This window comes from Agromyces mediolanus (assembly GCF_044917495.1).
Taxonomy (GTDB): Bacteria; Actinomycetota; Actinomycetes; order Actinomycetales; family Microbacteriaceae; genus Agromyces; species Agromyces mediolanus_B.
In genome coordinates this window covers 43,987-68,075 of sequence record NZ_JAVSSI010000015.1, presented here as the reverse complement: position 1 = coordinate 68,075, position 24,089 = coordinate 43,987, and the positions used below count along the sequence as shown (strand labels likewise).

Genomic DNA, 24,089 nt, shown 5'->3' with positions numbered 1-24,089 from the left:
CGGCTGCCCGCCCCGCCCCCGCCCGGCCCCTGCCCCCGCCCGGCCCCTGCCCCCGCCCTCGACGCTCCGAAGTCGCGCAAACGGTCCTTCCCCGCGCGACTGCGCAGCCATTCGCGCGACTCCACCCCATGGAGTCACGCAAACCGTCGGATGAGGTGCGTCCTACGAGCACTTCGCGCGACTCCGTAGTTGGGGAGGTCCCCGCGGGACGCCCGGCCGGGCCGGGTATCGCGTCCGTCCTCCACAGCCGCGCCGGCCCCGACGATTTCCACGCCTCCCTCGCAGAGCGCTTCGCGAGAGAGGATCCCCGTGCAGCCTTGGGAGATGCCTCGGCGATCCCCACTCCCACCCGCCCTCAGCACCGGCCCGTTCACCGTCGCGGCGGCGGCTGCCGCCGGAGTGCGAGCCGGACGGCTACGGGGAAGCGACCTCGCCCGGCCGTTCCACGGCGTGCGGATGGCGCGGAGCGGGGCGCAGGGCCTCGCCGACCGCTGCGCGGCGAAACTTCTCACCATGAAGCCGGGGCAGGTGTTCAGCCACGTCACGGCATGCCGGCTCCTCGGCATCCCGGTGCCCAGCCGCCTCATCGACGACCGCATCGATGTGGCCGACTTCCTCCCGGCAGCGCTTCCTCGCGGCCGCGGCGTGCGAGGGCATCGCCTCTCGCCGCGCGGGATCCAGCTCACCACCGTCGGCGGGCTGCCGGTCGTCGCGGCGGAAGTGGCCTGGTGTCAACTCGCCGCGCTCGCATCTCAGCGCGAACTCGTCGTCGCGGGCGACGGCTTGCTTCGGCGGCACGCGCCACTCGCCACCCCCGAGCGGGTCGCGCTCGCCGTGGAGCAGCGCGCCGGCCGCCGCGGTCATCGCGCGCTCGTGCGCGCCGCCCACGAGATCCGGGCGGGCACCGACTCCCCGCAGGAAACCCTGCTCAGACTGGATCTCGTCGCCGCCGGCCTGCCGGAGCCGGAGGTCAATCCACGCATTCTCGATGCGGACGGCGGATTTCTCGGCATCGGCGACCTCGCCTACGCGCGATGGCGGGTGCTGGTCGAGTACGACGGCGAGCAGCACCGCACCGACGACGGACAGTTCGCTCGGGATCTCGACCGGCTCGACGACTTCGCGCGCGCGGGCTGGCGCGTCATCCGGTTCACCAAGCAGCACCGGGGCGAGCGGCGTGCACGTCAGATCGAGCGCGTGCGAGAGGCACTCGTCCTGGCCGGATGGCGGTCGGACGCATGAGTACTCGCCGGATGCCGGCTCGGCCGACGGTGCCTCGGTGCCTCGATGCTGACGCCCCGCCCCCGCCCCCCGCGAAGTCGCGCAACTCGTCCCTCGGGCCCAGCGTCAACAGCCACTCGAGCGACTTCATATCGTGGAGTCGCGCGAACTGCGTTGGTCAGCCTCCGGAACGCGCCATTCGCGCGACTTCGCGGCGGCGAGAGCCCGGCCGCCCGGCCGGCCGGTGCGGGGTGCTTAGGGCAGCAGGCGGGTCGGGCCGCGGAACAGGTACGTCGTCTCCCGGATCGACGACTCGCCGAGCATCAGCATCAGCACGCGCGCGAGGCCCATGCCGAAGCCGCCGTGCGGGGGAACCCCGTAGCGGAAGAAGTCGAGGTAGAACGACAGCTCCTCGGGCTCGAGGCCCTTCTCGCGGGCCTGCGCCTCGAGCACCTCGATGCGGTGCTCGCGCTGCGCGCCCGTCGAGATCTCGACGCCGTTGAAGATCAGGTCGTAGGAGTTCGTGAGCGACGGGTCGCCCTCGTGACGCATGTGGTAGAACGGCCGGATGCTCGACGCGTAGTCGGTGAGGAAGACGAACTCGTGGCCGTACGTCTCGCGCACGTACTGCGAGATGCGGCGCTCGCCCTCGGGGTCCATGTCGTCGTCGGCGCGCGGGATGACGTAGCCCTGCTCGGCGACGATGCGCTTCGCCTCGGCGAGCGGGATGCGCGGGAACGGGCGCTGCGGCACCGTGATCTCGACGTCGAAGAGCTCGCGGATCTCGTCGCCGTGCTTGTCGGCGACGGCCTGGAAGCCGGCGACCATGAGCTCCTCGTGCAGCGCCATCACGTCTTCGTGCGAGTCGATCCAGCTGAACTCGGTGTCGACCGAGGTGAACTCCGTCGCGTGCCGCGAGGTGAACGAAGGGTCGGCGCGGAACGCCGGGCCGACCTCGAAGATGCCGCCGAAGCCGGCCGACTGCGCCATCTGCTTGAAGAACTGCGGGCTCTGGGCGAGGTAGGCGACGGTCTCGAAGTACTCGAGCTGGAACAGCTCGGCGCGCGACTCGGAGGCGCTCGCCATGAGCTTCGGGGTCTGGATCTCGATGAAGCCCTTCTCCACCCAGACGTTGCGCAGCGCGTGCAGGAAGGTCGTCTGCACCCGGAAGATGAGGCTCTGCTTCGGCTGACGCAGGTCGAGGAAGCGCCAGTCGAGCCGCTTGTCGAGCGAGGAGTCGGCGGCGATGGGGGTCTCGAGCGCCTCGCTCACGACCTCGAGGGCGGCGATCTTCACCTCGAGCCCGCCGAGCTTCACGCGCTCGTCGTGCTTCAGCTCGCCGGTCACGCGCACGAAGGTGCCGTGCGAGAGCGCCGAGATCGTCTCGGTCAGCGCGAGGGCGGCCGCGGAGCCGGGCCCCGACTCGGGCGCCTCGCCCTCGGCGAGCTCGCGCGTCGCCGGGTTCACGAGCTGGGCGGCGCCCGACTCGTCGCGCAGGATGATGAACTGCACCTTCTTCTGATCGCGAACGGTCTCCACCCATCCGGCGACGGTCACGGGGCCGTCGGGCAGCGCGGCAAGGTCCTTGATGAGGGTGCGGTGAGTCACCGCACTATCCTACCGGCGTGCCGCCGAAGGCGGAGTCTCGGCGGATTCAAAGGGAACGCCAACCTAGACTTGGACCCGTGCCGGCCGAGCAGATCCATCTCGTGCGCCATGGCGAGGTGTCGAACCCCCAGGGCGTGCTCTACGGTCGGCTCCCCGGCTACGGGCTCTCCGCCCTCGGTCACCGCATGGCGGAGGCCGCCGCGGCCGACCTCGTCGCCCGGGAGCGCCCCGTGAGCGCGCTCGTCGTCTCGCCGCTCCAGCGCACCCGCGAGTCCGCCGCGCCGATCGCGGCCGCCTTCGGGCTCGAGCCGATCATCGACGAACGGGTCATCGAGCCGACGAACCGCTTCGAGGGCACGCGGATGCGCGGCCCCGGCGGCTCCCTGCGCAGGCCCGCGAACTGGCCGGCGCTGATGAACCCCTGGCGCCCCGGCTGGGGCGAGCCGTACCGGGCCGTCGTCGCGCGGATGGTCGCCGCGATCGTGGACGCCTCGGCATCCGTCGACGGCGGCGACGTCGTCGTCGTGAGCCACCAGATGCCGATCTGGATGACCCACCTGCACCTCGCCGGGCAGCCGCTCGCGCACGACCCGAGGCGGCGCCGCTGCGCGCTGTCGAGCATCACGACGCTCGAGCCCTCCTCGTCGGCGGCGCGCGGCCTCGTCGAGATCGGGTACCGGGACCCCGCCGCCGCCCTCGCGGCCGGCGCGAGCGACGTAGGAGCAGTGTGATGAAGAAGCTGACGGCAGCGATCGCCCTCGCGGCGGCCTCCGTCGTGGTGCTGGCCGGCTGCACGAGCGACCCCCTCGCCGAGCAGTACCGCGAGGGCAGCGGCAAGAACTACATCGCCGGCGACGGCACCATCTCCGAGTTCGACGAGGCCTCGCGCGGCGAGCCCGTCTCCTTCTCCGGCACCACGGTCGACGGCGGCGACTTCGATTCCGCCGACACCGTCGGCGACGTGACGGTCGTGAACTTCTGGTACGCGGGCTGCGCCCCGTGCCGCGTCGAGGCGCCGATCCTGCAGGACGTCTACGAGGAGTACGACTCGGGCGCGGGCGAGGTCGCCTTCGTCGGGGTGAACGTGCGCGACCAGGCCGGCACGGCGAACTCCTTCGAGCAGGACTACGGGGTGCACTACCCCTCGATCCTCGACGTCGACTCGGGCGACGCCCAGCTCGCCTTCGCGGGCGACGTGCCGCCCGCGGCGGTGCCGACGACGCTCGTGCTCGACCGCCAGGGCCGGGTGGCGGCGCGCGTGCTCGGCCAGCTGCAGGATGCCTCGATCCTCCGCGGCCTCGTCGACACGCTCCTCGAGGAGCAGTGACGCACGTGAGCGATCCCGGAGGCCGGCGATGACGCCCGGCGAGCTCGTCTTCAGCGGCCAGCTGCTCGTGGCGATCCCGATCGCGATGGCGGCGGGCGTCATCTCCTTCCTCTCCCCGTGCGTGCTCCCGCTCGTGCCCGGCTACCTCGGCTACCTCGGCGGCTTCACCGACGCCTCGGCCGACGCCGTCGCGGAACGGCGCAACCGCCGACGGCTCCTCCTCGGCGTGCTGCTCTTCATCGCCGGCTTCACCGTCGTCTTCCTCGTCTACACCTCGCTCGCCGGGGCCGCGGGCGCCTGGCTCCGGGCCTGGCAGGACCCGATCACCCGCGTGCTCGGCGTGGTCATGATCGTGATGGGCCTCGTCTTCGTCGGCCAGTTCACCTTCCTGCAGCGGCAGCTGAAGCCGAGCTGGCGACCGGCGACGGGCCTCGCGGGCGCGCCGCTGCTCGGGGTCGTCTTCGGCATCGGCTGGACGCCGTGCATCGGCCCGGCGCTCGCCGCGGTGCTGAGCCTCAGCCTGAACGCCGAGTCGGTGTGGCGGGGCGCCCTCCTCGGCCTCGCCTACTGCATCGGCCTCGGCATCCCGTTCCTCCTCGTCGCGCTCGGCTTCGGCTGGGCGACCGGGGCGCTGGCGTTCCTGCGCCGGCACATCCGCACCATCAACCTCATCGGCGGCGGCCTGCTCATCCTGATCGGCGTGATCATGGTGTCCGGGCTCTGGACCGCGTGGATGAGCGATCTGCAAGGGGTGATGAGTGGTATCGACCTCGTCCTCTGACCGCGACGGCGGCGTCGACCCGCTGCGGCCGGCCGACCACTTCGACTCGCCGGAGCCCGCGCCGGGCGACGGCGGCCTCTCGCAGCCGAAGCTCGGCTTCGTCGGCTGGCTCCGCTTCGGCTGGCGCCAGCTCACGAGCATGCGCACCGCCATCCTGCTGCTCCTGCTGCTCGCGATCGCGGCGGTGCCGGGGTCCCTCGTGCCGCAGCGCTCGAGCGACCCGAACGGCGTCACCCAGTACTTCACCGACCACCCGGACACGGCGCCCGTCCTCGACACGTTCCAGATGTTCGACGTGTACAGCTCGGCGTGGTTCTCGGCGGTGTACCTGCTGCTGTTCGTATCGCTGATCGGCTGCATCATCCCGCGCACGAAGCACCACTTCGAGGCGATGCGCGCCCGGCCGCCGCGCACGCCGGTGCGGCTCGGCCGGCTCGCCGGCTACACGGAGCGCCCCCTGCCGGACGGGGTGGATGCCGAGACCGCCGTCGCCGAGGCGACGAAGCTCCTGAAGCAGGCGCGCTACCGCGTCGAGCGCTACGAGCTGCGCGGCGAGCCGAGCGTCTCGGCCGAGCGCGGGTACCTCCGCGAGACCGGGAACCTCGTGTTCCACACGGCGATGCTCGGCGTGCTGCTCGCCGTCGGCGTGGGCGGCGGCTTCGGCTTCGCCGGTCAGCGGGTGATCGTCGAGGGGCAGTCCTTCGTGAACACCCTCGCCGCGTTCGACTCCTTCAACCCGGGCCGCTTCTTCGACCCGACCTCGCTCGCGCCGTACAAGCTCTCGCTCGGCGAGCTCGATGCCGTCTACGAGACGCAGAACCAGGACGCGCTCGGCCAGCCGATCGACTTCACCGCGCACGTCACGGTCACCGACCGCTCGGGCGCGGCCGAGGAGGGGCAGGTGAAGGTGAACGAGCCGTTGCGCACGCACGGCACCGACGTCTTCCTGCTCGGCAACGGCTATGCGCCGCACATCGTCGTCCGCGACCCTGAGGGCGAGATCGTCTTCGACGACGCGGTGCCGTTCCTGCCGCAGGACGCGAACCTCACCTCCATCGGCGTCGTGAAGGTGCCCGACGGACTCGAGGAGCAGCTCGGCATGGTCGGCTTCTTCTACCCGACGCAGGACGTGCTCGGCTCGGGCGCCTACGCCTCCACCTACCCCGACCTCGTGCTTCCCGTGCTGACGCTGAACGTGTACGAGGGCGACCTCGGCATCAACAGCGGCACCCCGACCTCGGTGTACACGCTCGATCCCTCGGGCATGGACCAGCTCACCGGCGGCGAGACGGGCGTCGACTCGATCGAGCTGAAGCCGGGCGAGCAGACCGAGCTGCCGGGCGGCCGCGGCACGGTCGAGTTCGTCGACGACAGTCCGGATGCCGCGCCCGCCGTCCCGGCCGGGAGCCCCGCCGACCGCGACTACGAGCAGTCGGTGAAGCGATTCGCCTCCTTCGACATCCACCACGACCCGACCCAGGGCTGGGTGCTCGTGTTCGCCATCCTGATCCTCGCCGGCCTCCTCGCCTCGCTCTTCGTGCCCCGGCGCCGGATGTGGGTGAAGGTCGCGACGCGTCGCGACGGCACCCGGGTGATCGAGTTCGCCGGTCTCGCGCGCGGCGAGGACCCGGGACTCGAGGCGGCGGTCACCGCCCTCGCCGACAAGCTCGCCGGCCCTGTCGCCGATGCCGAGACCCCCCAAGACACCGCGAAGCCCACGACGTAAGGTAGATCCGTGCCCAGCCTCGATGAAATCTCAGTGCTCAGCGTGTACTCGGCCATGGCCGTGTACGCCATCGCCTTCATCGCCTTCTCGATCGACCTGGCGAGGCGCGGGGCCGCCGCGGCCAAGGCGGCGGATGACGCGGCCGCACTCGCGGGCGGCGTGGCCGCCGAGCAGCCGGCCGCCGAGCGCGAGAAGGTCGGCGTGCTGCAGGCCGCCTCGGCGAAGGCCGCGGCGCAGGCTGCGGCCGGCGGCACCGGCACCGCTTCCGGCTCCGACGCGTCGACCGGCCGGGTCTCCCGCTGGCGCAGCGCCACCGCCGACGGCGCGAGCGTCGCCTACGGCCGCTCGCCGGCGCTGCGCGTCGGCGTCGCGATGACCGTCGTCGCCTGGCTGCTGCACCTCTCGGCGACCGTGCTGCGCGGCTTCGCCGCGGGCCGGGTGCCGTGGGCCAACATGTACGAGTTCGCCCTCACCGGCACGCTCATCATCACGACCGTCTTCCTCGTCGTGCTCGTCGTCGCGAAGCACGACCTGCGCTTCCTCGGCACCTTCGTCACCGGGCTCGTGCTCGTGCTGCTCGGCGTCGCGACCGTGAACTTCTACGTCTCCGTGGTGCCGCTGCCGCCGGCCCTGCAGTCGATCTGGCTCGTCATCCACGTGTTCGTGGCGACCGCATCGGTCGGCTTCTTCGCGCTCAGCTTCGCGCTCTCGGTGGTGCAGCTCATGCAGTCGCGACGGGAGTCGCTCGTGGCCTCGGCGAAGGCCGCGAAGAAGTCGTTCCTCGCGACCCTGCCCGACTCGGTCACGCTCGAGAACCTCGCGTACCGGGTCACGATCGTCGGCTTCATCCTCTGGACCTTCACCCTCATGGCCGGTGCGATCTGGGCCGAGAACGCGTGGGGCCGCTACTGGGGCTGGGACACCAAGGAGGTGTGGACCTTCATCATCTGGGTGGTCTACGCCGGCTACATCCACGCCCGGGCGACGCGCGGCTGGCGCGGCTCGCGGTCGGCGTGGCTCGCGATCATCGGCTTCTCGACGGTGCTGTTCAACTTCACCGTGGTGAACCTCTTCTTCAAGGGGCTGCACGCCTACTCCGGGCTCTGAGCCGAGCGCCCGCGCTTCCGCGCGCCTGCGCTTCCCCGCACCCGCGCTTCCCCGCACCTCGAGGGGGTCGCTTCCCGACATCCCGCCGGCTTCTCAGGCGTGCGGATGTCGGAATGCGACCCCCTCGGCGGTGAGCTGGGCTGGCGGTGAGCTGGGCTCGGCGGTGATCAGGCGCGGGGCAGCGGGGCGAACGCGGTGCGCACGCTCGCCGCGATGAGCCCGGCGAGCGCCACGAGCCCGAGCGCGAGCCAGGGCAGCGAGCCGATGCCGAGCGCGTCGAGCGCGGCGCCGCCGATGAGGGCGCCCACGGCGATCGAGCCGTTCCACGTGGCGACGACCATCGACTGCGCGACGTCGGCCGCCTGACCGGCGATCCGCGCGGGGGCGGCCTGCAGCAGCGTCGGCGCACCGCCGTAGGCGAGACCCCAGAACGCGATCGCGACGAGCACGACCACCGGTTCCGCCGTCGCGAGCCCGATCGCGACCATCGCCGCGCCGAGCACCGCCGCCGAGATCAGCACCATGGCGCGCAGGTGCCGGTCGACGAGCGCGCCGGCGGTGAGCACGCCGGCGACCGCGAAGACGCCGAAGAGCAGCAGGGCGAGGTCGAGGTGCGCGGCGACCCCCGAGGCGACCGTGAGCGGGGCGATGTAGGTGTAGGCGACGTTGTGCGCGAGCACGAACGCGGCCGTCGTCGCGAGCACCGCGGTGAGCCCCGGCAGACGCAGCACCCGCCAGAGGCCCGGGCGCTCGGCGCCGCGCTCCCCGCGGAAGGCGGGCAGCGAGACCGCCGCCCAGATCGCGAGTCCGGCGGCGAGCGCCGCCATCAGGGCGAAGGCGGCGCGCCAGCCGAGCGCACCGCCGAGGCTCGTCGCGATCGGCAGCCCGAAGGCGAAGGCGAGCGGGGTGCCGACCATGGCCACCGACAGCGCCCGGCCCGAGTGCGCGGGCGCCACCATGCGCATGGCGTAGCCCGCGGCCATCGCCCAGAGGAGTCCGGCGAGCATGCCGCCCACGACCCTTGCGATGAGGATGGTGAGGTAGTCGCCCGCGAGGGCGGTCGCGGCGTTCACGAGGACGAAGCCCGTGACGAGGGCGAGCAGCAGCGGCTTGCGCGGGATGCCCCGGGTGAGCGCCGTGAGCGGGATGGCCGTCACCGCGGTGGTCAGGGCGTAGACCGCGACGAGCGAGCCGATCTGCGATTCGGAGACGCCGAGCTCGGCGCTCATGAGCGGCAGCAGCCCCGCCGGCATGATCTCGGTCACGACGCCGGTGAAGACGATCGCGGCGAGGGCGAGGAGCGCGTTGTAGGGCAGCCGGCGGCCGGGGGCGGCGGATGCCTCGCCGGCCCGCCGCGGCTCGACGGCGGGGGTGGAGTCGGTGATCGGTGCGGTCATGTCGCCAGTCTGAAACCTTGACACTAGTGTGAAGGTCAAGTCGGACGAAGGAGAAGCACATGCGCATCGGTGAGCTCGCGGACCGCACCGGGGTCTCCACCCGGCTGCTCCGCTACTACGAGGAGCAGGGGCTCGTCTCCTCGCGCCGCGAGACGAACGGGTACCGCGACTACCCCGACGGCGCCGTCGAGCGGGTGAACCAGGTGCGCGGGCTCATCGAGGCCGGCATCCCCACCGCGGTGATCCTCGACATGCTGCCCTGCCTCGCGAGCACCTCCTTCGTCGAGGCGCCGGTCATCGCGAAGGCGCTCGCCGAGACCCTCGCCGAGCGGCGCGCGCAGCTCGAGCAGCGCATCGGCTGCCTCGCGCGCAACCGGGACGCGATCAGCGCCTACCTCGACCGCGCGACGATCACCGGCTGAGGAGCGCGAAGCAGCGCTCGAGGCGGGCCAGCCACCAGGCCGTGCGCTCCGCGTCGGCCGCGTGCCGTTCGAGCAGCTCGGCGTCGGGCACGACCCGGCGCACCGGCACGGCCCCGTCCTCCGGCAGCAGCGGGTCGGCCGTGACATCCGCCGCCAGCAGCGAGGCGGTGCCGAGCCCGCAGTCGTAGTCGAGCTCGGGGATCACCGCGGCGAGGTGGGCGCCCATCGCGAGCCCGACGCTCGTGTCGAGCGCGCTCGACACGTTCACCGGCAGGCCGGCGCGCCCGACGATGCCGAGCGCCCGGCGGATGCCGCCGAGCGGCGCCGCCTTCACCACGAGGAGGTCCGCAGCCCCCGCCTCCGCGACCGCGAGGGGATCGGCGGCCCGGCGCACGCTCTCGTCGGCCGCGACGGGGATGCCCAGGTACGCGGTGCGCTCGCGGATCTCGGCGAGCTCGGGCACGGTCGCGCAGGGCTGCTCGAGGTACTCCAGGTCGTACTCGGCGAGGGCGTGCACGGCGCGCTCGGCCTCGTCGACCGTCCAGCCGCCGTTCGCGTCGAGCCGCACCCGACCCTCCGGCCCGAGCGCGCGGCGCACCGCGGCGACGCGGGCGACGTCCTGCGCGAGGGTCTGATCGAGGCCGGCGACCTTGACCTTCGCCGTGCGGCAGCCGGGGAAGCGGGCGAGCACGGCGGGCACGCTGTCGGGGTCGACGGCGGGCACCGTCGCGTTCACCGGGATCCGGTCCCGGAGCGGCGCCGGCGGCGCCGACCAGCCGAAGTCGATCGCGGCGGCCAGCCAGACGGCGGCCTCGGCGTCGTCGTACTCGGCGAAGGGACTGAACTCCGACCAGCCCTCCGGGCCCTCGAGGAGCAGCGCCTCGCGCACGTCGATGCCGCGGAAGCGCGTCACGAGCGGCAGTGCGACGACCCGGGCGGTGGCGAGGAGGTCCTGCAGCGACGGGCGCGGGAGCGGCGGGAGCGGCGAGGCGGGCTGGTCCATGCGCCCAGTCTCGCGCACCCCGGGCGGACCCGCAGCGGGAATAGGCTGGAGGGCATGAGCGCCGAGGTGTCCGAGCTGTTCGATCCGAGCGAGTGGGTGGATGCCGCGCCCGCACTCGCGGGGCCCGAGGGCTTCACCGACCTCACGTACCACCACTCGAAGGACGGGCGCATCGCCCGCGTGGCCTTCGACCGTCCCGAGGTGCGCAACGCGTTCCGCCCGCACACGGTCGACGAGCTCTACCGCGCCCTCGAGGACGCGCGCACGAACCCGCGCATCGGCGTCGTGCTGCTCACCGGCAACGGCCCGAGCGGGAAGGACGGCGGCTGGGCGTTCTGCTCCGGCGGCGACCAGCGCATCCGCGGCCGCGACGGGTACAAGTACTCCGACGCCGAGACCGCGATCGTCGACGGCGCGGGCGGCACCGCCGACCCGCACGGCCACGCCGCCGTCGGGCGCCTGCACATCCTCGAGGTGCAGCGCCTCATCCGCTTCATGCCGAAGGTCGTGATCGCGGTCGTCCCGGGCTGGGCCGCGGGCGGCGGGCACTCGCTGCACGTCGTCTGCGATCTCACGATCGCGAGCCGCGAGCACGGGCGGTTCAAGCAGACGGATGCCGACGTCGGCTCCTTCGACGCGGGCTACGGCTCCGCCTACTTCGCCCGGCAGATCGGGCAGAAGTTCGCGCGCGAGGTGTTCTTCCTCGCCGAGGAGTACTCCGCCGAGCGCGCCTACGAGATGGGCGCCGTGAACCGCGTCGTGCCGCACGCCGAGCTCGAGCGCGAGGCGATCGCGATGGCGCGCACGATCCTCACCAAGTCGCCGACCGCGATCCGCATGCTGAAGTTCGCGTTCAACGCCGTCGACGACGGCATGGTCGGCCAGCAGGTGTTCGCGGGCGAGGCGACGCGCCTGGCCTACGGCACCGACGAGGCGGTCGAGGGCCGCGACGCGTTCCTCGAGAAGCGCGCGCCCGACTGGGGGCCGTACCCGTGGCACTTCTGAGTCGCTCACGCGCGGGCCGACGGTGAAACCGCTCCAGCGGGTTCCCGCCTCGGATCTCGCGCGGCTGCGCGCGGCGCTCGCCGCCGCGCTCGAGGGCGGTCCGGCGGTCTGGCCGGTCCCGGACCTCGGGGCCGCGTCGGCCGACGAGGCATCCGGCGCCGGGGCATCCGCCGCGCTGCCGGCCGAGCTCCGCGAGGTCGATGACGCGGTCGCGCTCGTCGTCGAGACGAGTGGCTCGACGGCCGCGCCGAAGCGGGTCGCGCTCACGGCCGACGCGCTCGTCGCGAGCGCCGAGGCCACGCACGAGGCGCTCGGCGGGCACGGGCAGTGGCTCCTCGCCCTGCCCGGGCACTACATCGCCGGGGCGCAGGTGCTCGTGCGCTCGGAGCTCGCCGGGCTCGACCCCGTCAGCGTGCCCGAGGGCGGGTTCACCGCGGCGGGCTTCGCGGCCGCCGCCGCGACGATGCTCCCGGGCATGCCGCACTACGCCTCGCTCGTGCCGGTGCAGCTGGCCCGGCTCGTCGACGGCGCCGATCGCGACCCCTTCGTCGCGGCCGCGCTGCGCTCCTTCGACGCCGTGCTCGTCGGCGGGCAGGCGCTCGGCGCGGAGCTCGCCGAACGCGCCGAGGCGCTCGGCGCGCGGATCGTGCGCACCTACGGCTCCAGCGAGACGGCGGGCGGATGCGTCTACGACGGCCGGGCCCTCGAGGGGGTGCGGGTGCGCGTCGTCGACGGCGAGGTGCAGCTCGGCGGGCCGACGCTCGCGAGCGGCTACCTCGGCGACCCGGAGCGCACCGCGCGCGCCTTCCTCGTCGAGCGCGGCGAACGCTGGTACCGCACGGGCGACCTCGGCGAGCTGCTCGACGACGGGCGGCTGCGGATCCGGGGACGCGCCGACGACGTGGTGATCTCCGGCGGGGTGAAGGTCGCGCTCGGCGAGGTCGAGCGGGCGATCCGAGGACTGGCGGGCTTCGCCGAGGCGGTCGTCGTCGCCGTGCGCGACGGGGAGTGGGGCGAGCGTCCCGGCGTCGCCGTCGAGGCCAGCGCGCTCGCCGGTCGCGGCGACGACGCCGTGCGCGAGCAGCTCGCCGCGATGGCCGCCGCGGTGGACGCCGCGGGCCTGCCGCCGGCCGGCCGGCCGGTGCGCCTCGCCGCGCTCGAGTCGATGCCCCGCCTCGACTCGGGCAAGCCCGACCGTCGGGTCGTCGCCGCGCTGCTCGCGGCGCGGGCATAGGCAGCGGAACTAGGCTGAGGGCCGTGGTACGCCAGAAGCCCCATCGCCCCGATCCCGCCGTCATCCGCCGCGCGAAGAGCTACGGCCGCAGCGGCAATCCCGCCCGCGCCGCCCAGGGCCCGGTCGCCGCGCGCGGTCCCGCGACCGTCGGCGACTGGATCTCGGGCGCCCGCCTCCGCACCCTGCCCCTCGCCGTCGCGCCCGTCGCGCTCGGCACGGGCGCGGGCGTCGTCGCCATCGCGGACGGCCCGTGGCATCCGACCCGCGCCGTGCTCGCCCTCATCGTCGCGCTCGCGCTGCAGATCGGCGTGAACTACGCGAACGACTACTCGGACGGCATCCGCGGCACCGACGACCACCGCGTGGGCCCCGCGCGCCTCACCGGCTCGGGCCTCGCGAAGCCGAAGCACGTGCTCGCCGTCGCGCTCGCCTTCCTCGGCATCGCCGCGCTCGCGGGCCTCGCGCTCGTCGTCATCACCCAGCAGTGGTGGCTCCTCGCGGTCGGCGCCGCGGCCATCGTCGCCGCCTGGTTCTACACCGGCGGCAAGCGCCCCTACGGCTACGCCGGGCTGGGCGAGCTGTTCGTCTTCGTCTTCTTCGGGCTCGTCGCCACCGCCGGCTCCGCGTACGTGCAGGCCCTCGACGTGAACCTCGAGGCCTGGTCGGGCGGCGTCGGCGCGGGGCTCCTCGCCTGCGCCGTGCTGATGGCGAACAACCTCCGCGACGTCGAGCAGGACCGCACGGCCGGCAAGCGCACGCTCGCCGTGCTCGTCGGCGCGCCCGTCGGCCGGGCCCTGTTCTGCGTCTTCATGCTCGCGCCGTTCGGGATCGCCGCGTTCTGGGCGCTGCTCTACCCGGCCGGATGGCTCGTGCTGTTCGCCCTGCTCGCGGCGCTGCCGGCGTGCGTCATCGTCATCTCGGCGCGCACCGCCAGGGAGCTGCTCATCGCGCTGCAGCTCGCGAGCGTCACCGCGCTCGCGTACGGCGTCGGGCTGGGGCTCGTCTTCGCCCTCTGAGGGGCGCGGGGGAGCCCGGCCGCCGGTGCCGCTCCGCCGGCGCCGCTCCGCCGGTGCCGCTCCGCCGGTGCCGCTCCGCCGGCGCCGCTCCGCCGGCGGCGGTGCGGACTACTCGGCGCGCTTCGGCGCCGCGGACTCCGCGGGGTGCTCGACGGCCTCGACGGCCGCGTCCTCTTCGGCGTCGTCCTCGCGCACGAGCGGCTGCTCGCGGTGCCGGGCGGCGTACAGGTCGCCGGAGAGGGCCTCGCGCGGCTTCCGCAGGAAGATCAGGGAGGCGCTGAGGCCGAAGACGGCCGCGACGAGCGTCGACACCCACACGTTCACGTTCGCGATGAGCAGCACGGCGAGGGGCACCGCGAAGAGCAGGATGCGCAGCGCGGTGTACCAGATCCAGACGGGCACCGATTTCACCCTGTCAGTGTAGGCGCGCCGGCTGAGCGCGGGCTGCGGGGGCTCCCAGCCTGCCGTGATGTGGCGCGCCTAGACTAGGGGCATGCCGAGGCTCGCTGTCATCGTCGTGGCAGCCGCGATCGTCTTCTGGATCTACACGATCGTCGATTGCGCGCTGTTCGATCGGCTGCGCGTGCGCGGCCTCCGCAAGGGCTGGTGGGTCGCCCTCGTGATCCTCGTGCCGGTCATCGGCGGCGTGCTCTGGTTCCTGATCGGCCGGGGCCGCCGCAACCGCAGCGGCCGCTCCCTCGCACCCGACGACGACGCCGAGTTCCTCCGCCGGCTCGGCTCCGACGCGGAGCAGGAAGACCGCATCCGCCGCCTCGAGCAGGAGCTCGCCGACCTCGACGAGGAGCCCGAGACGGGCGACGGGCGCGATTCCGGTGCCGGGCATCCGAGCCGCGGCGATTCCGGCCCCCACGACCCGGAGGGACCGGCCGACCCCGGTCAGACCGGCCGACCGCATGACTGACCCGGCTGCCGCGAGCGAGCAGCCCGCGGCATCCGCACGTCGGGGGAGTCCCGCGAGCGAGTACGCCGTCGCGCTCCTCGCCGAGCTCGAACGACTCGGCGTGACCGACGTCGTCGTGGCGCCCGGTTCGCGCTCGCAGGCCCTCGCCCTCGCCGCCGCGGAGTTCGAGCGCGCCGGACGGCTCCGGCTGCACGTGCGCATCGACGAACGCGGCGCCGGATTCCTCGCGCTCGGGCTCGGCATCGAGACGGGGCGCCCGGCGGTCGTCGTCGCGACCTCCGGCACCGCCATCGCGAACCTGCACCCCGCGGTGCTCGAGGCCCACCACGCCGGGGTGCCGCTCCTCGTGCTCGCCGCCGATCGGCCGGCGGAGCTCCGCGGCATCCGCTCGAACCAGACCACCATGCAGCCCGGCATCTTCGCCGGGGCCGTGCGCCTCGAGCGCGACGTCTCGGCGCCCGAGGGCGCGCCCGGCGAGGCGGATGCCGCGGCGGAGCTCGCGCGCGTCGCGGTCGCCGCGGCGGAGGGGCGGGATGCCTCGGGCGAGCCCGTGCCGCATCCCGGTCCCGGTCCCGTGCTCCTGAACCTGCAGCTGCGGGAGCCGCTGTCCGCGCCCGCCGAGCTGCCGCCCGCGTCCGGTCCCGCGGGAGGTGCAGCCCCCGCCGCCCTGCCGGGCACCGAGCCCGGTGCGAACGGGCGGGCCGGTGCGCTGGCCCGCGGACCCCGCACGCTCGTCGTCGCCGGGGCCGGCGCCGGACCGGCCGCCGAGGCGCTCGCGCGCGCGGGCGGCTGGCCGCTCATCGCCGAGGTGACGAGCGGGGCCAGGTTCGGGCCGAACCTCGTGCCCGCCTACCGCGAGGTGCTCGCCGAGCCCGCCCTCGGCGGCGCGGTCGAGCGGGTGATCGTGTTCGGGCATCCGACGCTCTCCCGCGAGGTGCCCGCGCTCGTCCAGCGCGACGGCGTCGAGACCGTGGTCGTCGCCCCGTCGGGCGTCGAGTGGTTCAACCCGGGGCACCGCGCTCGCCGCTTCGAGCGCGCGGTGCACGTCGAGCCCGGCCCCCCGGGCGACGGCGAGCGGGCCTGGCTCGGGCGCTGGGTGCAGGCCGGCCGGGCGCTCGCCGCGGCGGAGGCGCCCGCTGAGCCGGATCCCGTGCGCAGCGGCGTCGACGAGACCGGCCACGTCACCGACTTCGCCGCCCAGCGCGCCTTCCTCGACGCGCAGCTCGGGCGGATGCGCGAACCGGTCGGCCGCCGGCTCCTCGCCGAATCGGTGTGGGCCGCGAGCTGGCCGCACGACCGGCTCGTGCTCGGGGCATCCCGCCTGATCCGCGACGCCGACCGGGTCGTGCCCGGTCGGCGCATCCACGCGCACGCGAACCGCGGGCTCTCCGGGATCGACGGCACCGTCGCGACGGCGCTCGGCATCGCGATCGCGAGTCAGCAGCCGGCGCGCGGGGGCGCCGAGGCAGCCGGGTCCGGTGCGGCGGCCGCGTCCCCTGCGCAGGATGCCGCTGCGTCCGCGGCCTCGGAGCCGGACGTCGCGTCGGAGCCGCAGGCCGCGTCGCCCGCCGCGTTCGACCCGTCCGCCGGCGACGACCTCGCCGCGATGCTCGCCCGCGCGGCCGAGGTCGAGCAGCAGCTCGCCGCGGCGAAGGCGGGCCGCGCCGCGCAGGACGCCGCGGCGCGCGCCGAGTCGAGCGTGACCCGGCTGCTGCTCGGCGACCTCGCGCTGCTGCATGACGCGGGCTCGCTCCTGCTCGGTGCCGGCGAGGCCCGTCCCCGGCTCCTCGTGATCGTCGGCAACGACGGCGGCGGCACCATCTTCGACTCGCTCGAGGTCGCGGGATCCGCGCCCGCCGAAGCGTTCGATCGGGTGCAGTACACCCCGCAGTCGGTCGACCTCGAGGCGCTCGCCCGCGCGTACGGCTGGCGCTACCGCCGCGCGGCGACCCGGTCCGAGCTCGAGGCCGCGCTCGGCGAGGCCGTCACGGAGCCCACGATCCTCGAGGTCCCGCTCAGCCGCTGACCCCGGGCGGCGGCGCCCTCCCGGCCCGGCCGCTGGCGCGCCCGTGCTGCCCCGCTCACGTTCCCGTGCTGCCCCGCTCACGCTCTCGTGCTGCCCCCGGTGGGAGGAGATTCGCGCGGGCGGAGGCCTCCGTTGCGGCCTCGATCCTCCCGTCGCGCGATTCTCCTCCGCCCGTGACCGTGACCGGGACCGGGGCCGGGGCGAGGCCGCTTCGAGCGGCATTCGTCACTGTTTGCACAGTCAAGATTGAATATGCTAATTTCAACGGGCCATCAACGACGAACGGCCGAAGGGAACGACATGGACGTGTTTTCTCGGAGCGGTTCCCGGCGGGTCCTCCCCGCCGCGATCGCCGCCATCGCCCTCATCACCGTGCTGGGCGGCTGCGCCCAGCAGGGCGCGGACGCACAGCCCGCATCCGGTGACACCGACGTGCTCATCGACGACGCGGCGTGCCAGCGCAACCGCGACGCCGGCACGATCACCTACATCTCCGGCTACGGGTACTCCGCGAGTGCCGGTCAGCTCGACGTGTTCCTCGCGAAGGAGCGCGGCTACTTCGACGCGCTCTGCCTCGACGTCGAGATCAACGCCTCCGGGGCGAACGGCCAGCAGCTCGTGGCATCCGGCCAGGCCCAGTTCACCGCACTCGGCTCGGCGTCCGATGTCATGCTCGCCGCGGCGAACAGCAAGAACCTCACGGCCATCGCGACGTACGGCGACACCTCGCCGTTCTCGATCTTCGCGAACGAGCAGATCACCAGCCTGAAGGACCTCGAGGGCAAGAAGCTCGGCTACTTCATCAACCTGACGCCCGTCGCCTCGGCGATGCTCGACGCCGCAGGGGTCGACGTCTCGAAGGTCGAGCTCATCAAGATGACCAACTACGACCCCACGGTCGTCACCCGCGGGCAGGTCGACGCGATCGTCGGATACGCCTCCAACCAGCCCGAGAAGCTCCGCTCCCTCGATCTGCCGTTCACCGAGTTCCTGCCCGCCGACTCCGGCGTCGGCGGCACCTACAACGTCATGGAGGTGAACTCGGCCTTCCTCGCCGACCATCGCGAGGTCGCGGCGGACTTCATGCGAGCGAGCCTCAAGGCCCTCCAGGAGTGCCTCGACGACGAGGCCGCGTGCGTGGAGGAGATCAGCGCCCTCGCCGAGGCGAACAACCAGGGCTCCGCCTTCCCGGTCGACCAGCAGGAGCGCACCTGGCGCGTCGAGTCGAGCTGGGTCCGCGACAGCGCGAGCGGGACGCCGGGCGTCCTCAGCGAGGCCGCGTGGGAGTCGGAGTACGAGCTCGTGCAGGAGTACGGCGGCCTGAAGGATCTGCCGCCGCTCGCCGACATGATGGACACCGAACTCGTCGCCTCCCTGTACCAGGACGGCGCGCTCGTCTGGCCGGGCGAATGAGCATCGCGGTCGGCGCGGACGCGGGGGTCCGGGTCAGCAACGTCTCGAAGTCGTTCGGCGCCGACGGCGCCCGGGTGCGGGTGCTCGACGACGTCAGCCTGACGATCGGCATGGGGGAGTTCGTCTCCGTCATCGGCCCGTCGGGCTGCGGCAAGTCGACGCTGCTGAAGGTCGTCGCCGGTCTCATCGACGCCGATGAGGGCCGCGTCGAGATCGACGGCTCCACCGTGCGGGCCGCCGCCGCCGACAAGCGGATCGGCCTGGTCCCGCAGTCGCCCGCGCTCCTGCCGTGGCGCACCGTGCTCGACAACGTCCGGTTGCCGCTCACGGTGAACCGCCGCGCGAACGCCGGCCGCTCGCTCCGCGACCCGGAGGAGCTCCTCGCCTCCTTCGGTCTCGGCCACGCGATGACGAAGTACCCGGGCCAGCTCTCCGGCGGCATGCAGCAGCGCGCCGCGATCGCCCGGGCGTTCGTCTTCGACCCGGCGATCATGCTGATGGACGAGCCCTTCTCGGCCCTCGACGAGATGAACCGCGATCAGCAGCGCCTCGGCCTGCTCGAGTTCTGGCAGTCGAACCGCAAGGCGGTGCTCTTCGTGACGCACTCCGTGCCGGAGGCGATCATGCTCTCCGACCGGATCGTCGTGATGGCCGCCCACCCCGGTCGCATCGACCGGATCATCGACGTCGACCTCCCGCGCCCCCGCACGGAGGAGGCCTACGCGAGCGACGAGTTCCGCGAGCTGGAGCGCGTGGTGCGCACCGCGCTGCACGAAGTGATGGGTGGAGCCCATGTCTGAGACGAACACGATCGATGCGACCGCCTCGATGGCGGCCGCCGAGCTCGCGGACCGCCGCACTCGGCGCGAGGCACCGAGCTCGCGCCGCGCACCGGGCTGGCTGCGGCCGAAGGTGTGGCTGCCGACCGCGGTCACGTTCGCGGTCGCCGCGCTCTGCTGGCAGCTCGTGGCGATCACGAACCCCTACGTCATCCCGACGCTGGACGCGGTCTGGGCGAGCCTCGCCGGCGACCCGGCGATGTACTGGGCGAACTTCCTCGTGACGCTGCAGGAGGTCGTGATCGGCGCGGCGAGCGGGATCGTCGCGGGCTTCCTGCTCGCGGTGGTGATGGCCGAGTTCCGACTCATCGAGCGGGCGGTCATGCCGCTCGTCGTGGTCGTGATGGTCACCCCGATCGTCGCGATCGCCCCCGCGCTCGTCGTCGCCTTCGGGTTCGGCATGATGCCGAAGTACATCGTGACCGCCCTCGTCGTGTTCTTCCCGATGCTCGTGAACTCGCTCGCGGGACTCCGCGATGTCGACGTGAAGGCGCTCGACGTGTTCCGAACCCTGCACGCGAGCAAGTGGGAGATCTTCCGGGACCTGCGTTTCCCGGGCTGCATGCCGTACGTCTTCGCGGGCCTGCGCATCGCGCTGCCGCTCGCGGTCGTCGGTGCGGCGGTCGCCGAGTTCGTCGCGGCCGGCCAGCAGGCGGGGCTCGGATCGCTCGTCACGACGTCCGCCGCGCAGGCGAACCTGCCGGTGACCTGGGCGAGCATCGCCCTGCTGTGCGTGATGGGCGTGCTCCTCGTCTCGCTGCTCGCGGTCGTGCGCAGGCGCGTCCTGTGGTGGAGCGACGGCGAGGTCGTCGCCCGCTAGACCGACCGGCGCGGCGGCGCCGGCATCCAGCCAGACCGACCGGCGCCCGTGGGCGCCAGGACCCGCCGGCCCGAGGGGCCGGACCCATCGAGAAGGAGAAACTGATGAGACGACTGCGGTTCGGGCTCTTCGAGAACGCTCAGGCGAACGACTCGGGCACGGCGACCTGGCGGCATCCCGACAACGAGCGGATCCGTTTCGACGAGCTCGCCTACTGGCGCGACCTCGCTCGGCTCTGCGAGGACGCCCGGCTCGACTTCCTCTTCCTCGCGGACGCCTGGGGCTGGGCCGATGTGAACGGTTCCCGCCCGGACATCTGCTCGGTCGAGGGACTCGACCTGCCTCGGCTCGACCCGGCGATCGTCGCGGCCGCGCTGATGTCGCAGACGGAGCAGCTCGGCCTGGTGATGACCGGGTCGATCCTGACGGAGCAGCCCTACGCGTTCGCCCGGCGGATGGCGAGCCTCGACCAGCTCTCGGGCGGCCGGATCGGCTGGAACGTCGTGACCACCGGAACGGCCGAGACCGCGGTGCAGGCCTTCGGAGTGCCGATGGTCGCGCACGACGAGCGCTATCGCATGGCCGACGACTTCATGGAGCTCGTGTACAAGCTCTGGGAGGGCGCGTGGGAGCCCGACGCGCTGGTGAAGGACAAGGACGGGGTGTTCGCCGACCCGGCGAAGGTGCACCGCATCGCCCACGACGGGCCGTACTTCCGTTCCCACGGCTACGGCAACACGGCGTACTCGCCCCAGGGGACCCCCGTGCTCTTCCAGGCGGGGGCGTCGCCCGCGGGCCGGGCGTTCGGCGGCAAGCACGGCGAGTGCATGTTCATCGGCGCCGGTTCGGTGGCGCAGCTCGCCGAGCACACGCGCGCCATCCGTGCCGAGGCGGTCGCGTCCGGCCGGGCCGCATCCGCCGTGAAGATCATGTCGGCGTTCGCGTGCGTCGTCGGCAAGACGACGGCGGACGCGGAGCGCAAGTACCAGCGGGTGCTCGACGCGCAGAGCCCCGAGGTCGCGGTGGCCTCCTACGCCTGGTTCACGGGGCTCGACCTGTCCTCCTACAGCCCCGACACGCCGATGACCGAGTTGCACACCGAGCTCTCGCAGACGCAGGTCGCGCGGTTCGCCGGGCTCAGCGTCGGCGACGTGCTGAAGGACTGGCACGCGCACGGCGTGGGGGCGAAGCCCGTCGTCGGCACGCCGGAGGAGATCGCCGACCGGATGTGCGAACTCGCCGAGGGCGCCGACCTCGACGGATTCCTCCTCTCCCCGGTGATCCAGCCGGGCTCGACGCAGGACTTCGTCGAGCACGTGCTGCCGATCCTCCGCGAACGCGGCGTCGCCGGCAGCGAGTACGAGGGGGCGACGCTCCGCGAGCGGCTCCTCGGCGGTGGTTCGGCCACCCTCCCGGAGGAGCACCCCGCAGCTGCGCACCGCGCGGGCGCGCTGCGTCGCGCCGCCTGATCGGGTCGGGTGGCGCACGGGTCGTCCGCGTTCGGCCGAGCGCGGACGACCCGGGTCCTCCGGATCGCCCGGCGGAAGCCGGGACGGCGGGTGCCGGGACGGCGGATGCCGGGGCGGCGGGTGCCGGGGGGACGCGGCGCTGCTGGTTCAGCGCCGGGGCTGCTCCTCGCGCGGGTCGTCCGCGAAGGAGTACTCGCCCTGGCGGAGCCGCTCGACGAGGGAGCGCGCCCATTCCTGTTCGGCCTTCAGCCGGGCGGTGGAGAGCTCGAAGATCTCGCGCACGTACTTCGGGGTCGTCTCCGAGCGGGCGGTGTCCTCGATGTGGAAGCCGTTCGTCAGCACGATCGCGTCGATCTTCGTGATGCGGTGCTCGAGGCCGGCGATGACCTCCTGGCGGCTGAGGATGAACATGAACGAGGCGATGACCATCACCGCCTGCGTATCGAAGGGCTCGACGTTCCACAGGGTGTCGCGCAGCATCCGCATCAGCTCGACCTCGCCGGCCGGCGTGATCGTGTAGCTCGTGCGGGCCGGCCGCTTGCCGTCGGACTCCGTGCCGCTCTCGCGCACGTAGCCGTCCTGCTCGAGCGAGCGGAGCGCGTTGTAGATCGAGCCGGGCTGGATGTTCGCCCACTCGTCGACGAGCCAGGTCATGAGCTCGCGACGGAGGAAGTAGCCGTGCACGGGCTGGAACTGGTGCACGGCTCCGAGCACGACGAGGCGCGTTGGTGACGACATGCTCCCATCGTAGACAGACGGATGAAGGTTCCCGCTTGTTTTGCATGATCAAATCTGCATAAGCTTTCCCTAGATAGACAAACTTGACTACCTGTGCCGGATGCGGAACAGGAGAGCGGAGTCGACGATGACCACCCAGCAGTCCGTGAGCGAGGCACCGCAGCTGGCGCTGCGCCGGGCGTTGTCGGCGTTCCCGACGGGCGTGGTGGCGCTCGCCGCGATCGTCGACGGCGCCCCGGCCGGCATGGCCGTGAACTCCTTCACCTCCATCTCCCTCGACCCGCCGCTCGTCGCCGTCAGCGTCGCGCGGACGTCGACGACGTGGCCGTTGCTCGCCGACCGGCCCGCGCTCGGGCTCAGCGTGCTCGGCTCCGACCAGGAGGCGCTCTGCCGGCAGCTGTCCTCGCGCACCGGCGACCGCTTCGCCGACGCCGGCTGGCGGTCGGGCGAGGGCGGCTCGGTGCTCGTCGAGGGCGCCGCCCTCTGGCTCGAGTGCGGCATCCACGCGGTGTACGACGGCGGCGACCACGAGATCGTGCTGCTCGAGGTGCGCAGCTCCGAGATGTTCCCCGAGGTCGCGCCCCTCGTGTTCCACCAGAGCCGATTCCATGCCCTCGGCAACGCCGGCTGACCCACCCTTCGCCGGCGTCGTCGTCGGCGGGCACGGGCGGGGGCGCGTGCTCGGATTCCCGACGGCGAACGTCGAGGTCGCCGAGGGGGAGGCGCCGCCGGTCGACGGCGTCTACGCGTGCTGGATCCGCTTCCCGCCCGCCGCCGAGCGCTTCGGCGGCACCGTCAGCGTCGGCGACAACCCGACCTTCGACGACGTGTTCGAGCGGAGGATCGAGGCGTACGTGCACGACCTCGACGAGAACCTCTACGGCCGGGCGATCACCGTGGAACCCGTGGCGATGCTCCGCGAGATGCGCCGATTCGACTCGCTCGACGAGCTCATCGAGCGGACCGAGCACGATGTGCGCCGCTCGCGTGCGCTCCTCGCCGCACTCGATCTGTAAGCCCCGCGGGAGGAGATGCGCATCGAGGGAGGACGGTTTCGGGATTCTGATCCTCCCGCCGTGCGGATCCCCTCCCGCGGCGCCATGATGGAGCCCATGCGGCATCCGCCGCGCGAAGGGGGACGCACGATGGACCGCGAATCGTTCTGGGCGGCCGATCCGGCCGAGCTGCTCCGCGTCGGCCCCGGCTTCCGCCTCGCCGACGCCGACACGAACGCGCATCCCGGCTTCGAGGGCGACAAGGCCGCCGGGCAGGCCGCGCTCGCCGAGGGCGCGGCGGTGCTGAACCGGCTCCAGGAGCAGCTGTTCGCGAACAACGTCGTGAACGGCGACGAGCGGCGGGTGCTCCTCGTGCTGCAGGCGATGGACTCCGCGGGCAAGGGCGGCATCGTGAACCACGTGATGGGCGCGGTCGACCCGCAGGGCGTGCAGCTCGCCGCGTTCAAGAAGCCCACCCCGGAGGAGCTCGAGCACGACTTCCTCTGGCGCATCCACAAGCAGGTCCCCGCAGCGGGCCGGATCGGCGTGTTCGACCGCTCGCACTACGAGGACGTCCTCATCGGCCGCGTGCGCGAGCTCGCCCCGGCGGACGAGATCGAGCGGCGCTACGGCGCGATCAACGACTTCGAGGAGGAGCTCGCCCGCACCGGCACGACGATCGTGAAGGTCATGCTGCACCTCTCGAAGGACGAGCAGCGCGCACGCCTCGCCGACCGCCTCGCCCGGCCCGACAAGCACTGGAAGTTCAATCCGGGCGACATCGACGAGCGCTCCCGCTGGGACGACTACCAGGAGGCGTACCAGCTCGTCTTCGATCGCACGGCGACGGCGGATGCCCCGTGGTTCGTCGTTCCCGCCGACCGCAAGTGGTACGCGCGGCTCGCGGTGCAGCACCTCGTCATCGACGCCCTGGAGCGGATGGCCCTCGAGTGGCCGAAAGCCGACTACGACGTCGCGGAGCAGCAGCGCCGGCTCGCGGCATCCTGAGCGAGCAGGGGC

24 protein-coding genes are annotated in these 24,089 nt (G+C 73.0%); 19 read left to right on the top strand and 5 right to left on the bottom strand.

Translation table 11 applies throughout. The annotated features are described in order from the left end of the window. Window positions 1–513 precede the first annotated feature (513 nt). On the top strand, window positions 514–1,242 hold the full coding sequence (locus tag ROT00_RS16645) for an endonuclease domain-containing protein (RefSeq protein ID WP_404776154.1): 729 nt from the start codon (window positions 514–516) through the stop codon (window positions 1,240–1,242). Between the two features lie 234 nt (window positions 1,243–1,476). Here ROT00_RS16645 and aspS read toward each other — a convergent pair whose 3' ends face one another. After that, window positions 1,477–2,829 (bottom strand): aspartate--tRNA(Asn) ligase, encoded by a 1,353-nt coding sequence (gene aspS / locus ROT00_RS16640; protein WP_404776153.1) that lies wholly within the window; start codon window positions 2,827–2,829, stop codon window positions 1,477–1,479. 77 nt (window positions 2,830–2,906) lie between these two features. On the opposite strand from aspS, the gene ROT00_RS16635 reads away from it, so the two are divergent. From ROT00_RS16635 to ccsB, 5 genes are read left to right on the top strand one after another with little or no spacing between them, the layout of a single operon-like run. Then, on the top strand, window positions 2,907–3,560 hold the full coding sequence (locus ROT00_RS16635; protein WP_404776152.1) for a histidine phosphatase family protein: 654 nt from the start codon (window positions 2,907–2,909) through the stop codon (window positions 3,558–3,560). Further along, window positions 3,560–4,156: a TlpA family protein disulfide reductase gene (locus ROT00_RS16630; RefSeq protein ID WP_404776151.1), complete on the top strand. Its 597-nt coding sequence runs from the start codon at window positions 3,560–3,562 to the stop codon at window positions 4,154–4,156. Before ROT00_RS16635 ends, ROT00_RS16630 begins: the two co-directional genes overlap by 1 nt. A 28-nt stretch (window positions 4,157–4,184) precedes the next feature. Continuing rightward, on the top strand, window positions 4,185–4,937 hold the full coding sequence (locus ROT00_RS16625; RefSeq protein ID WP_404776150.1) for a cytochrome c biogenesis CcdA family protein: 753 nt from the start codon (window positions 4,185–4,187) through the stop codon (window positions 4,935–4,937). Further along, the gene (resB, locus tag ROT00_RS16620; protein WP_404776149.1) at window positions 4,915–6,663 is read left to right on the top strand and encodes a cytochrome c biogenesis protein ResB; all 1,749 of its coding nucleotides are present in this window, start codon (window positions 4,915–4,917) and stop codon (window positions 6,661–6,663) included. Before ROT00_RS16625 ends, resB begins: the two co-directional genes overlap by 23 nt. Window positions 6,664–6,717: 54 nt before the next feature. Further along, the gene (gene ccsB / locus ROT00_RS16615) at window positions 6,718–7,770 is read left to right on the top strand and encodes a c-type cytochrome biogenesis protein CcsB (protein ID WP_404776155.1); all 1,053 of its coding nucleotides are present in this window, start codon (window positions 6,718–6,720) and stop codon (window positions 7,768–7,770) included. A 167-nt stretch (window positions 7,771–7,937) separates the two neighbouring features. On the opposite strand, the gene ROT00_RS16610 is transcribed toward ccsB, so the two are convergent. Then, window positions 7,938–9,167: an MFS transporter gene (locus ROT00_RS16610; protein ID WP_404776148.1), complete on the bottom strand. Its 1,230-nt coding sequence runs from the start codon at window positions 9,165–9,167 to the stop codon at window positions 7,938–7,940. 59 nt (window positions 9,168–9,226) lie between these two features. Between ROT00_RS16610 and ROT00_RS16605 the strand changes: the two genes are divergently transcribed. After that, window positions 9,227–9,589 (top strand): MerR family transcriptional regulator, encoded by a 363-nt coding sequence (locus ROT00_RS16605; protein ID WP_404776147.1) that lies wholly within the window; start codon window positions 9,227–9,229, stop codon window positions 9,587–9,589. On the opposite strand, the gene ROT00_RS16600 is transcribed toward ROT00_RS16605, so the two are convergent. Continuing rightward, entirely contained in the window at window positions 9,579–10,592 is a 1,014-nt protein-coding gene (locus ROT00_RS16600) for an o-succinylbenzoate synthase (RefSeq protein WP_404776146.1), read from the bottom strand. The genes ROT00_RS16605 and ROT00_RS16600 overlap by 11 nt on opposite strands. Before the next feature lie 54 nt (window positions 10,593–10,646). Between ROT00_RS16600 and ROT00_RS16595 the strand changes: the two genes are divergently transcribed. Genes ROT00_RS16595 through ROT00_RS16585 form a run of 3 tightly spaced genes read left to right on the top strand, consistent with a single transcriptional unit; the run spans window position 10,647 to window position 13,847 of the window. Continuing rightward, a complete protein-coding gene (locus tag ROT00_RS16595; protein WP_404776145.1) occupies window positions 10,647–11,597 on the top strand; it encodes a 1,4-dihydroxy-2-naphthoyl-CoA synthase in 951 nt (316 codons plus the stop codon). A 22-nt stretch (window positions 11,598–11,619) separates the two neighbouring features. Beyond that, complete coding sequence (locus ROT00_RS16590) at window positions 11,620–12,831, top strand: AMP-binding protein (RefSeq protein WP_404776144.1); 1,212 nt, start codon at window positions 11,620–11,622, stop codon at window positions 12,829–12,831. A gap of 23 nt (window positions 12,832–12,854) precedes the next feature. Next, complete coding sequence (locus ROT00_RS16585) at window positions 12,855–13,847, top strand: 1,4-dihydroxy-2-naphthoate polyprenyltransferase (protein WP_404776143.1); 993 nt, start codon at window positions 12,855–12,857, stop codon at window positions 13,845–13,847. A 108-nt stretch (window positions 13,848–13,955) separates the two neighbouring features. Here the strand turns inward: ROT00_RS16585 and ROT00_RS16580 are convergent, their stop codons facing one another. Continuing rightward, window positions 13,956–14,258, bottom strand: coding sequence for a DUF4229 domain-containing protein (locus tag ROT00_RS16580; RefSeq protein ID WP_404776142.1), 303 nt, complete (start codon window positions 14,256–14,258; stop codon window positions 13,956–13,958). 82 nt (window positions 14,259–14,340) lie between these two features. Here ROT00_RS16580 and ROT00_RS16575 point away from each other — a divergent pair, with 82 nt between their 5' ends. The 6 genes from ROT00_RS16575 (at window position 14,341) to ROT00_RS16550 (ending at window position 21,336) form a co-directional block, all read left to right on the top strand. Next, entirely contained in the window at window positions 14,341–14,769 is a 429-nt protein-coding gene (locus ROT00_RS16575; protein ID WP_404776141.1) for a PLD nuclease N-terminal domain-containing protein, read from the top strand. Continuing rightward, window positions 14,762–16,795 carry a 2-succinyl-5-enolpyruvyl-6-hydroxy-3-cyclohexene-1-carboxylic-acid synthase gene (menD, locus tag ROT00_RS16570; protein WP_404776140.1) on the top strand — a complete coding sequence of 678 codons (2,034 nt, stop codon included), beginning with the start codon at window positions 14,762–14,764 and terminating at the stop codon, window positions 16,793–16,795. Before ROT00_RS16575 ends, menD begins: the two co-directional genes overlap by 8 nt. A 300-nt stretch (window positions 16,796–17,095) precedes the next feature. Next, on the top strand, window positions 17,096–18,208 hold the full coding sequence (locus ROT00_RS16565) for an ABC transporter substrate-binding protein (protein WP_404776139.1): 1,113 nt from the start codon (window positions 17,096–17,098) through the stop codon (window positions 18,206–18,208). Beyond that, a complete protein-coding gene (locus tag ROT00_RS16560) occupies window positions 18,205–19,008 on the top strand; it encodes an ABC transporter ATP-binding protein (RefSeq protein WP_404776138.1) in 804 nt (267 codons plus the stop codon). Before ROT00_RS16565 ends, ROT00_RS16560 begins: the two co-directional genes overlap by 4 nt. Continuing rightward, on the top strand, window positions 19,001–19,867 hold the full coding sequence (locus tag ROT00_RS16555; protein WP_404776137.1) for an ABC transporter permease: 867 nt from the start codon (window positions 19,001–19,003) through the stop codon (window positions 19,865–19,867). The genes ROT00_RS16560 and ROT00_RS16555 overlap by 8 nt, the downstream gene beginning before the upstream one ends. 104 nt (window positions 19,868–19,971) lie before the next feature. Beyond that, window positions 19,972–21,336, top strand: a complete 1,365-nt coding sequence (locus ROT00_RS16550) for an NtaA/DmoA family FMN-dependent monooxygenase (RefSeq protein WP_404776136.1) — start codon at window positions 19,972–19,974, stop codon at window positions 21,334–21,336. Between the two features lie 147 nt (window positions 21,337–21,483). On the opposite strand, the gene ROT00_RS16545 is transcribed toward ROT00_RS16550, so the two are convergent. Next, entirely contained in the window at window positions 21,484–22,074 is a 591-nt protein-coding gene (locus ROT00_RS16545; RefSeq protein WP_404776135.1) for a PadR family transcriptional regulator, read from the bottom strand. Window positions 22,075–22,201: 127 nt separating this feature from the next. Between ROT00_RS16545 and ROT00_RS16540 the strand changes: the two genes are divergently transcribed. The 3 genes from ROT00_RS16540 (at window position 22,202) to ROT00_RS16530 (ending at window position 24,077) form a co-directional block, all read left to right on the top strand. After that, complete coding sequence (locus ROT00_RS16540; RefSeq protein ID WP_404776134.1) at window positions 22,202–22,705, top strand: flavin reductase family protein; 504 nt, start codon at window positions 22,202–22,204, stop codon at window positions 22,703–22,705. Then, window positions 22,683–23,090: a riboflavin kinase gene (locus ROT00_RS16535; RefSeq protein WP_404776133.1), complete on the top strand. Its 408-nt coding sequence runs from the start codon at window positions 22,683–22,685 to the stop codon at window positions 23,088–23,090. The genes ROT00_RS16540 and ROT00_RS16535 overlap by 23 nt, the downstream gene beginning before the upstream one ends. Window positions 23,091–23,219: 129 nt before the next feature. Next, on the top strand, window positions 23,220–24,077 hold the full coding sequence (locus ROT00_RS16530) for a polyphosphate kinase 2 family protein (RefSeq protein WP_404776132.1): 858 nt from the start codon (window positions 23,220–23,222) through the stop codon (window positions 24,075–24,077). The last annotated feature ends 12 nt before the right edge of the window (window positions 24,078–24,089 follow it).

Bases quoted from the DNA above. Each gene is read 5' to 3' on its own strand.
- ROT00_RS16645 (WP_404776154.1), top strand. From the start codon at position 514: ATGAAGCCGGGGCAGGTGTTCAGCCACGTCACGGCATGCCGGCTCCTC.
- ROT00_RS16630 (WP_404776151.1), top strand. From the start codon at position 3,560: ATGAAGAAGCTGACGGCAGCGATCGCCCTCGCGGCGGCCTCCGTCGTG.
- ROT00_RS16625 (WP_404776150.1), top strand. From the start codon at position 4,185: ATGACGCCCGGCGAGCTCGTCTTCAGCGGCCAGCTGCTCGTGGCGATC.
- ccsB (WP_404776155.1), top strand. From the start codon at position 6,718: ATGGCCGTGTACGCCATCGCCTTCATCGCCTTCTCGATCGACCTGGCG.
- ROT00_RS16610 (WP_404776148.1), bottom strand. From the start codon at position 9,167: ATGACCGCACCGATCACCGACTCCACCCCCGCCGTCGAGCCGCGGCGG.
- ROT00_RS16605 (WP_404776147.1), top strand. From the start codon at position 9,227: ATGCGCATCGGTGAGCTCGCGGACCGCACCGGGGTCTCCACCCGGCTG.
- ROT00_RS16600 (WP_404776146.1), bottom strand. From the start codon at position 10,592: ATGGACCAGCCCGCCTCGCCGCTCCCGCCGCTCCCGCGCCCGTCGCTG.
- ROT00_RS16595 (WP_404776145.1), top strand. From the start codon at position 10,647: ATGAGCGCCGAGGTGTCCGAGCTGTTCGATCCGAGCGAGTGGGTGGAT.
- ROT00_RS16575 (WP_404776141.1), top strand. From the start codon at position 14,341: ATGCCGAGGCTCGCTGTCATCGTCGTGGCAGCCGCGATCGTCTTCTGG.
- menD (WP_404776140.1), top strand. From the start codon at position 14,762: ATGACTGACCCGGCTGCCGCGAGCGAGCAGCCCGCGGCATCCGCACGT.
- ROT00_RS16565 (WP_404776139.1), top strand. From the start codon at position 17,096: ATGGACGTGTTTTCTCGGAGCGGTTCCCGGCGGGTCCTCCCCGCCGCG.
- ROT00_RS16560 (WP_404776138.1), top strand. From the start codon at position 18,205: ATGAGCATCGCGGTCGGCGCGGACGCGGGGGTCCGGGTCAGCAACGTC.
- ROT00_RS16555 (WP_404776137.1), top strand. From the start codon at position 19,001: ATGTCTGAGACGAACACGATCGATGCGACCGCCTCGATGGCGGCCGCC.
- ROT00_RS16550 (WP_404776136.1), top strand. From the start codon at position 19,972: ATGAGACGACTGCGGTTCGGGCTCTTCGAGAACGCTCAGGCGAACGAC.
- ROT00_RS16545 (WP_404776135.1), bottom strand. From the start codon at position 22,074: ATGTCGTCACCAACGCGCCTCGTCGTGCTCGGAGCCGTGCACCAGTTC.
- ROT00_RS16540 (WP_404776134.1), top strand. From the start codon at position 22,202: ATGACCACCCAGCAGTCCGTGAGCGAGGCACCGCAGCTGGCGCTGCGC.
- ROT00_RS16535 (WP_404776133.1), top strand. From the start codon at position 22,683: ATGCCCTCGGCAACGCCGGCTGACCCACCCTTCGCCGGCGTCGTCGTC.
- ROT00_RS16530 (WP_404776132.1), top strand. From the start codon at position 23,220: ATGGACCGCGAATCGTTCTGGGCGGCCGATCCGGCCGAGCTGCTCCGC.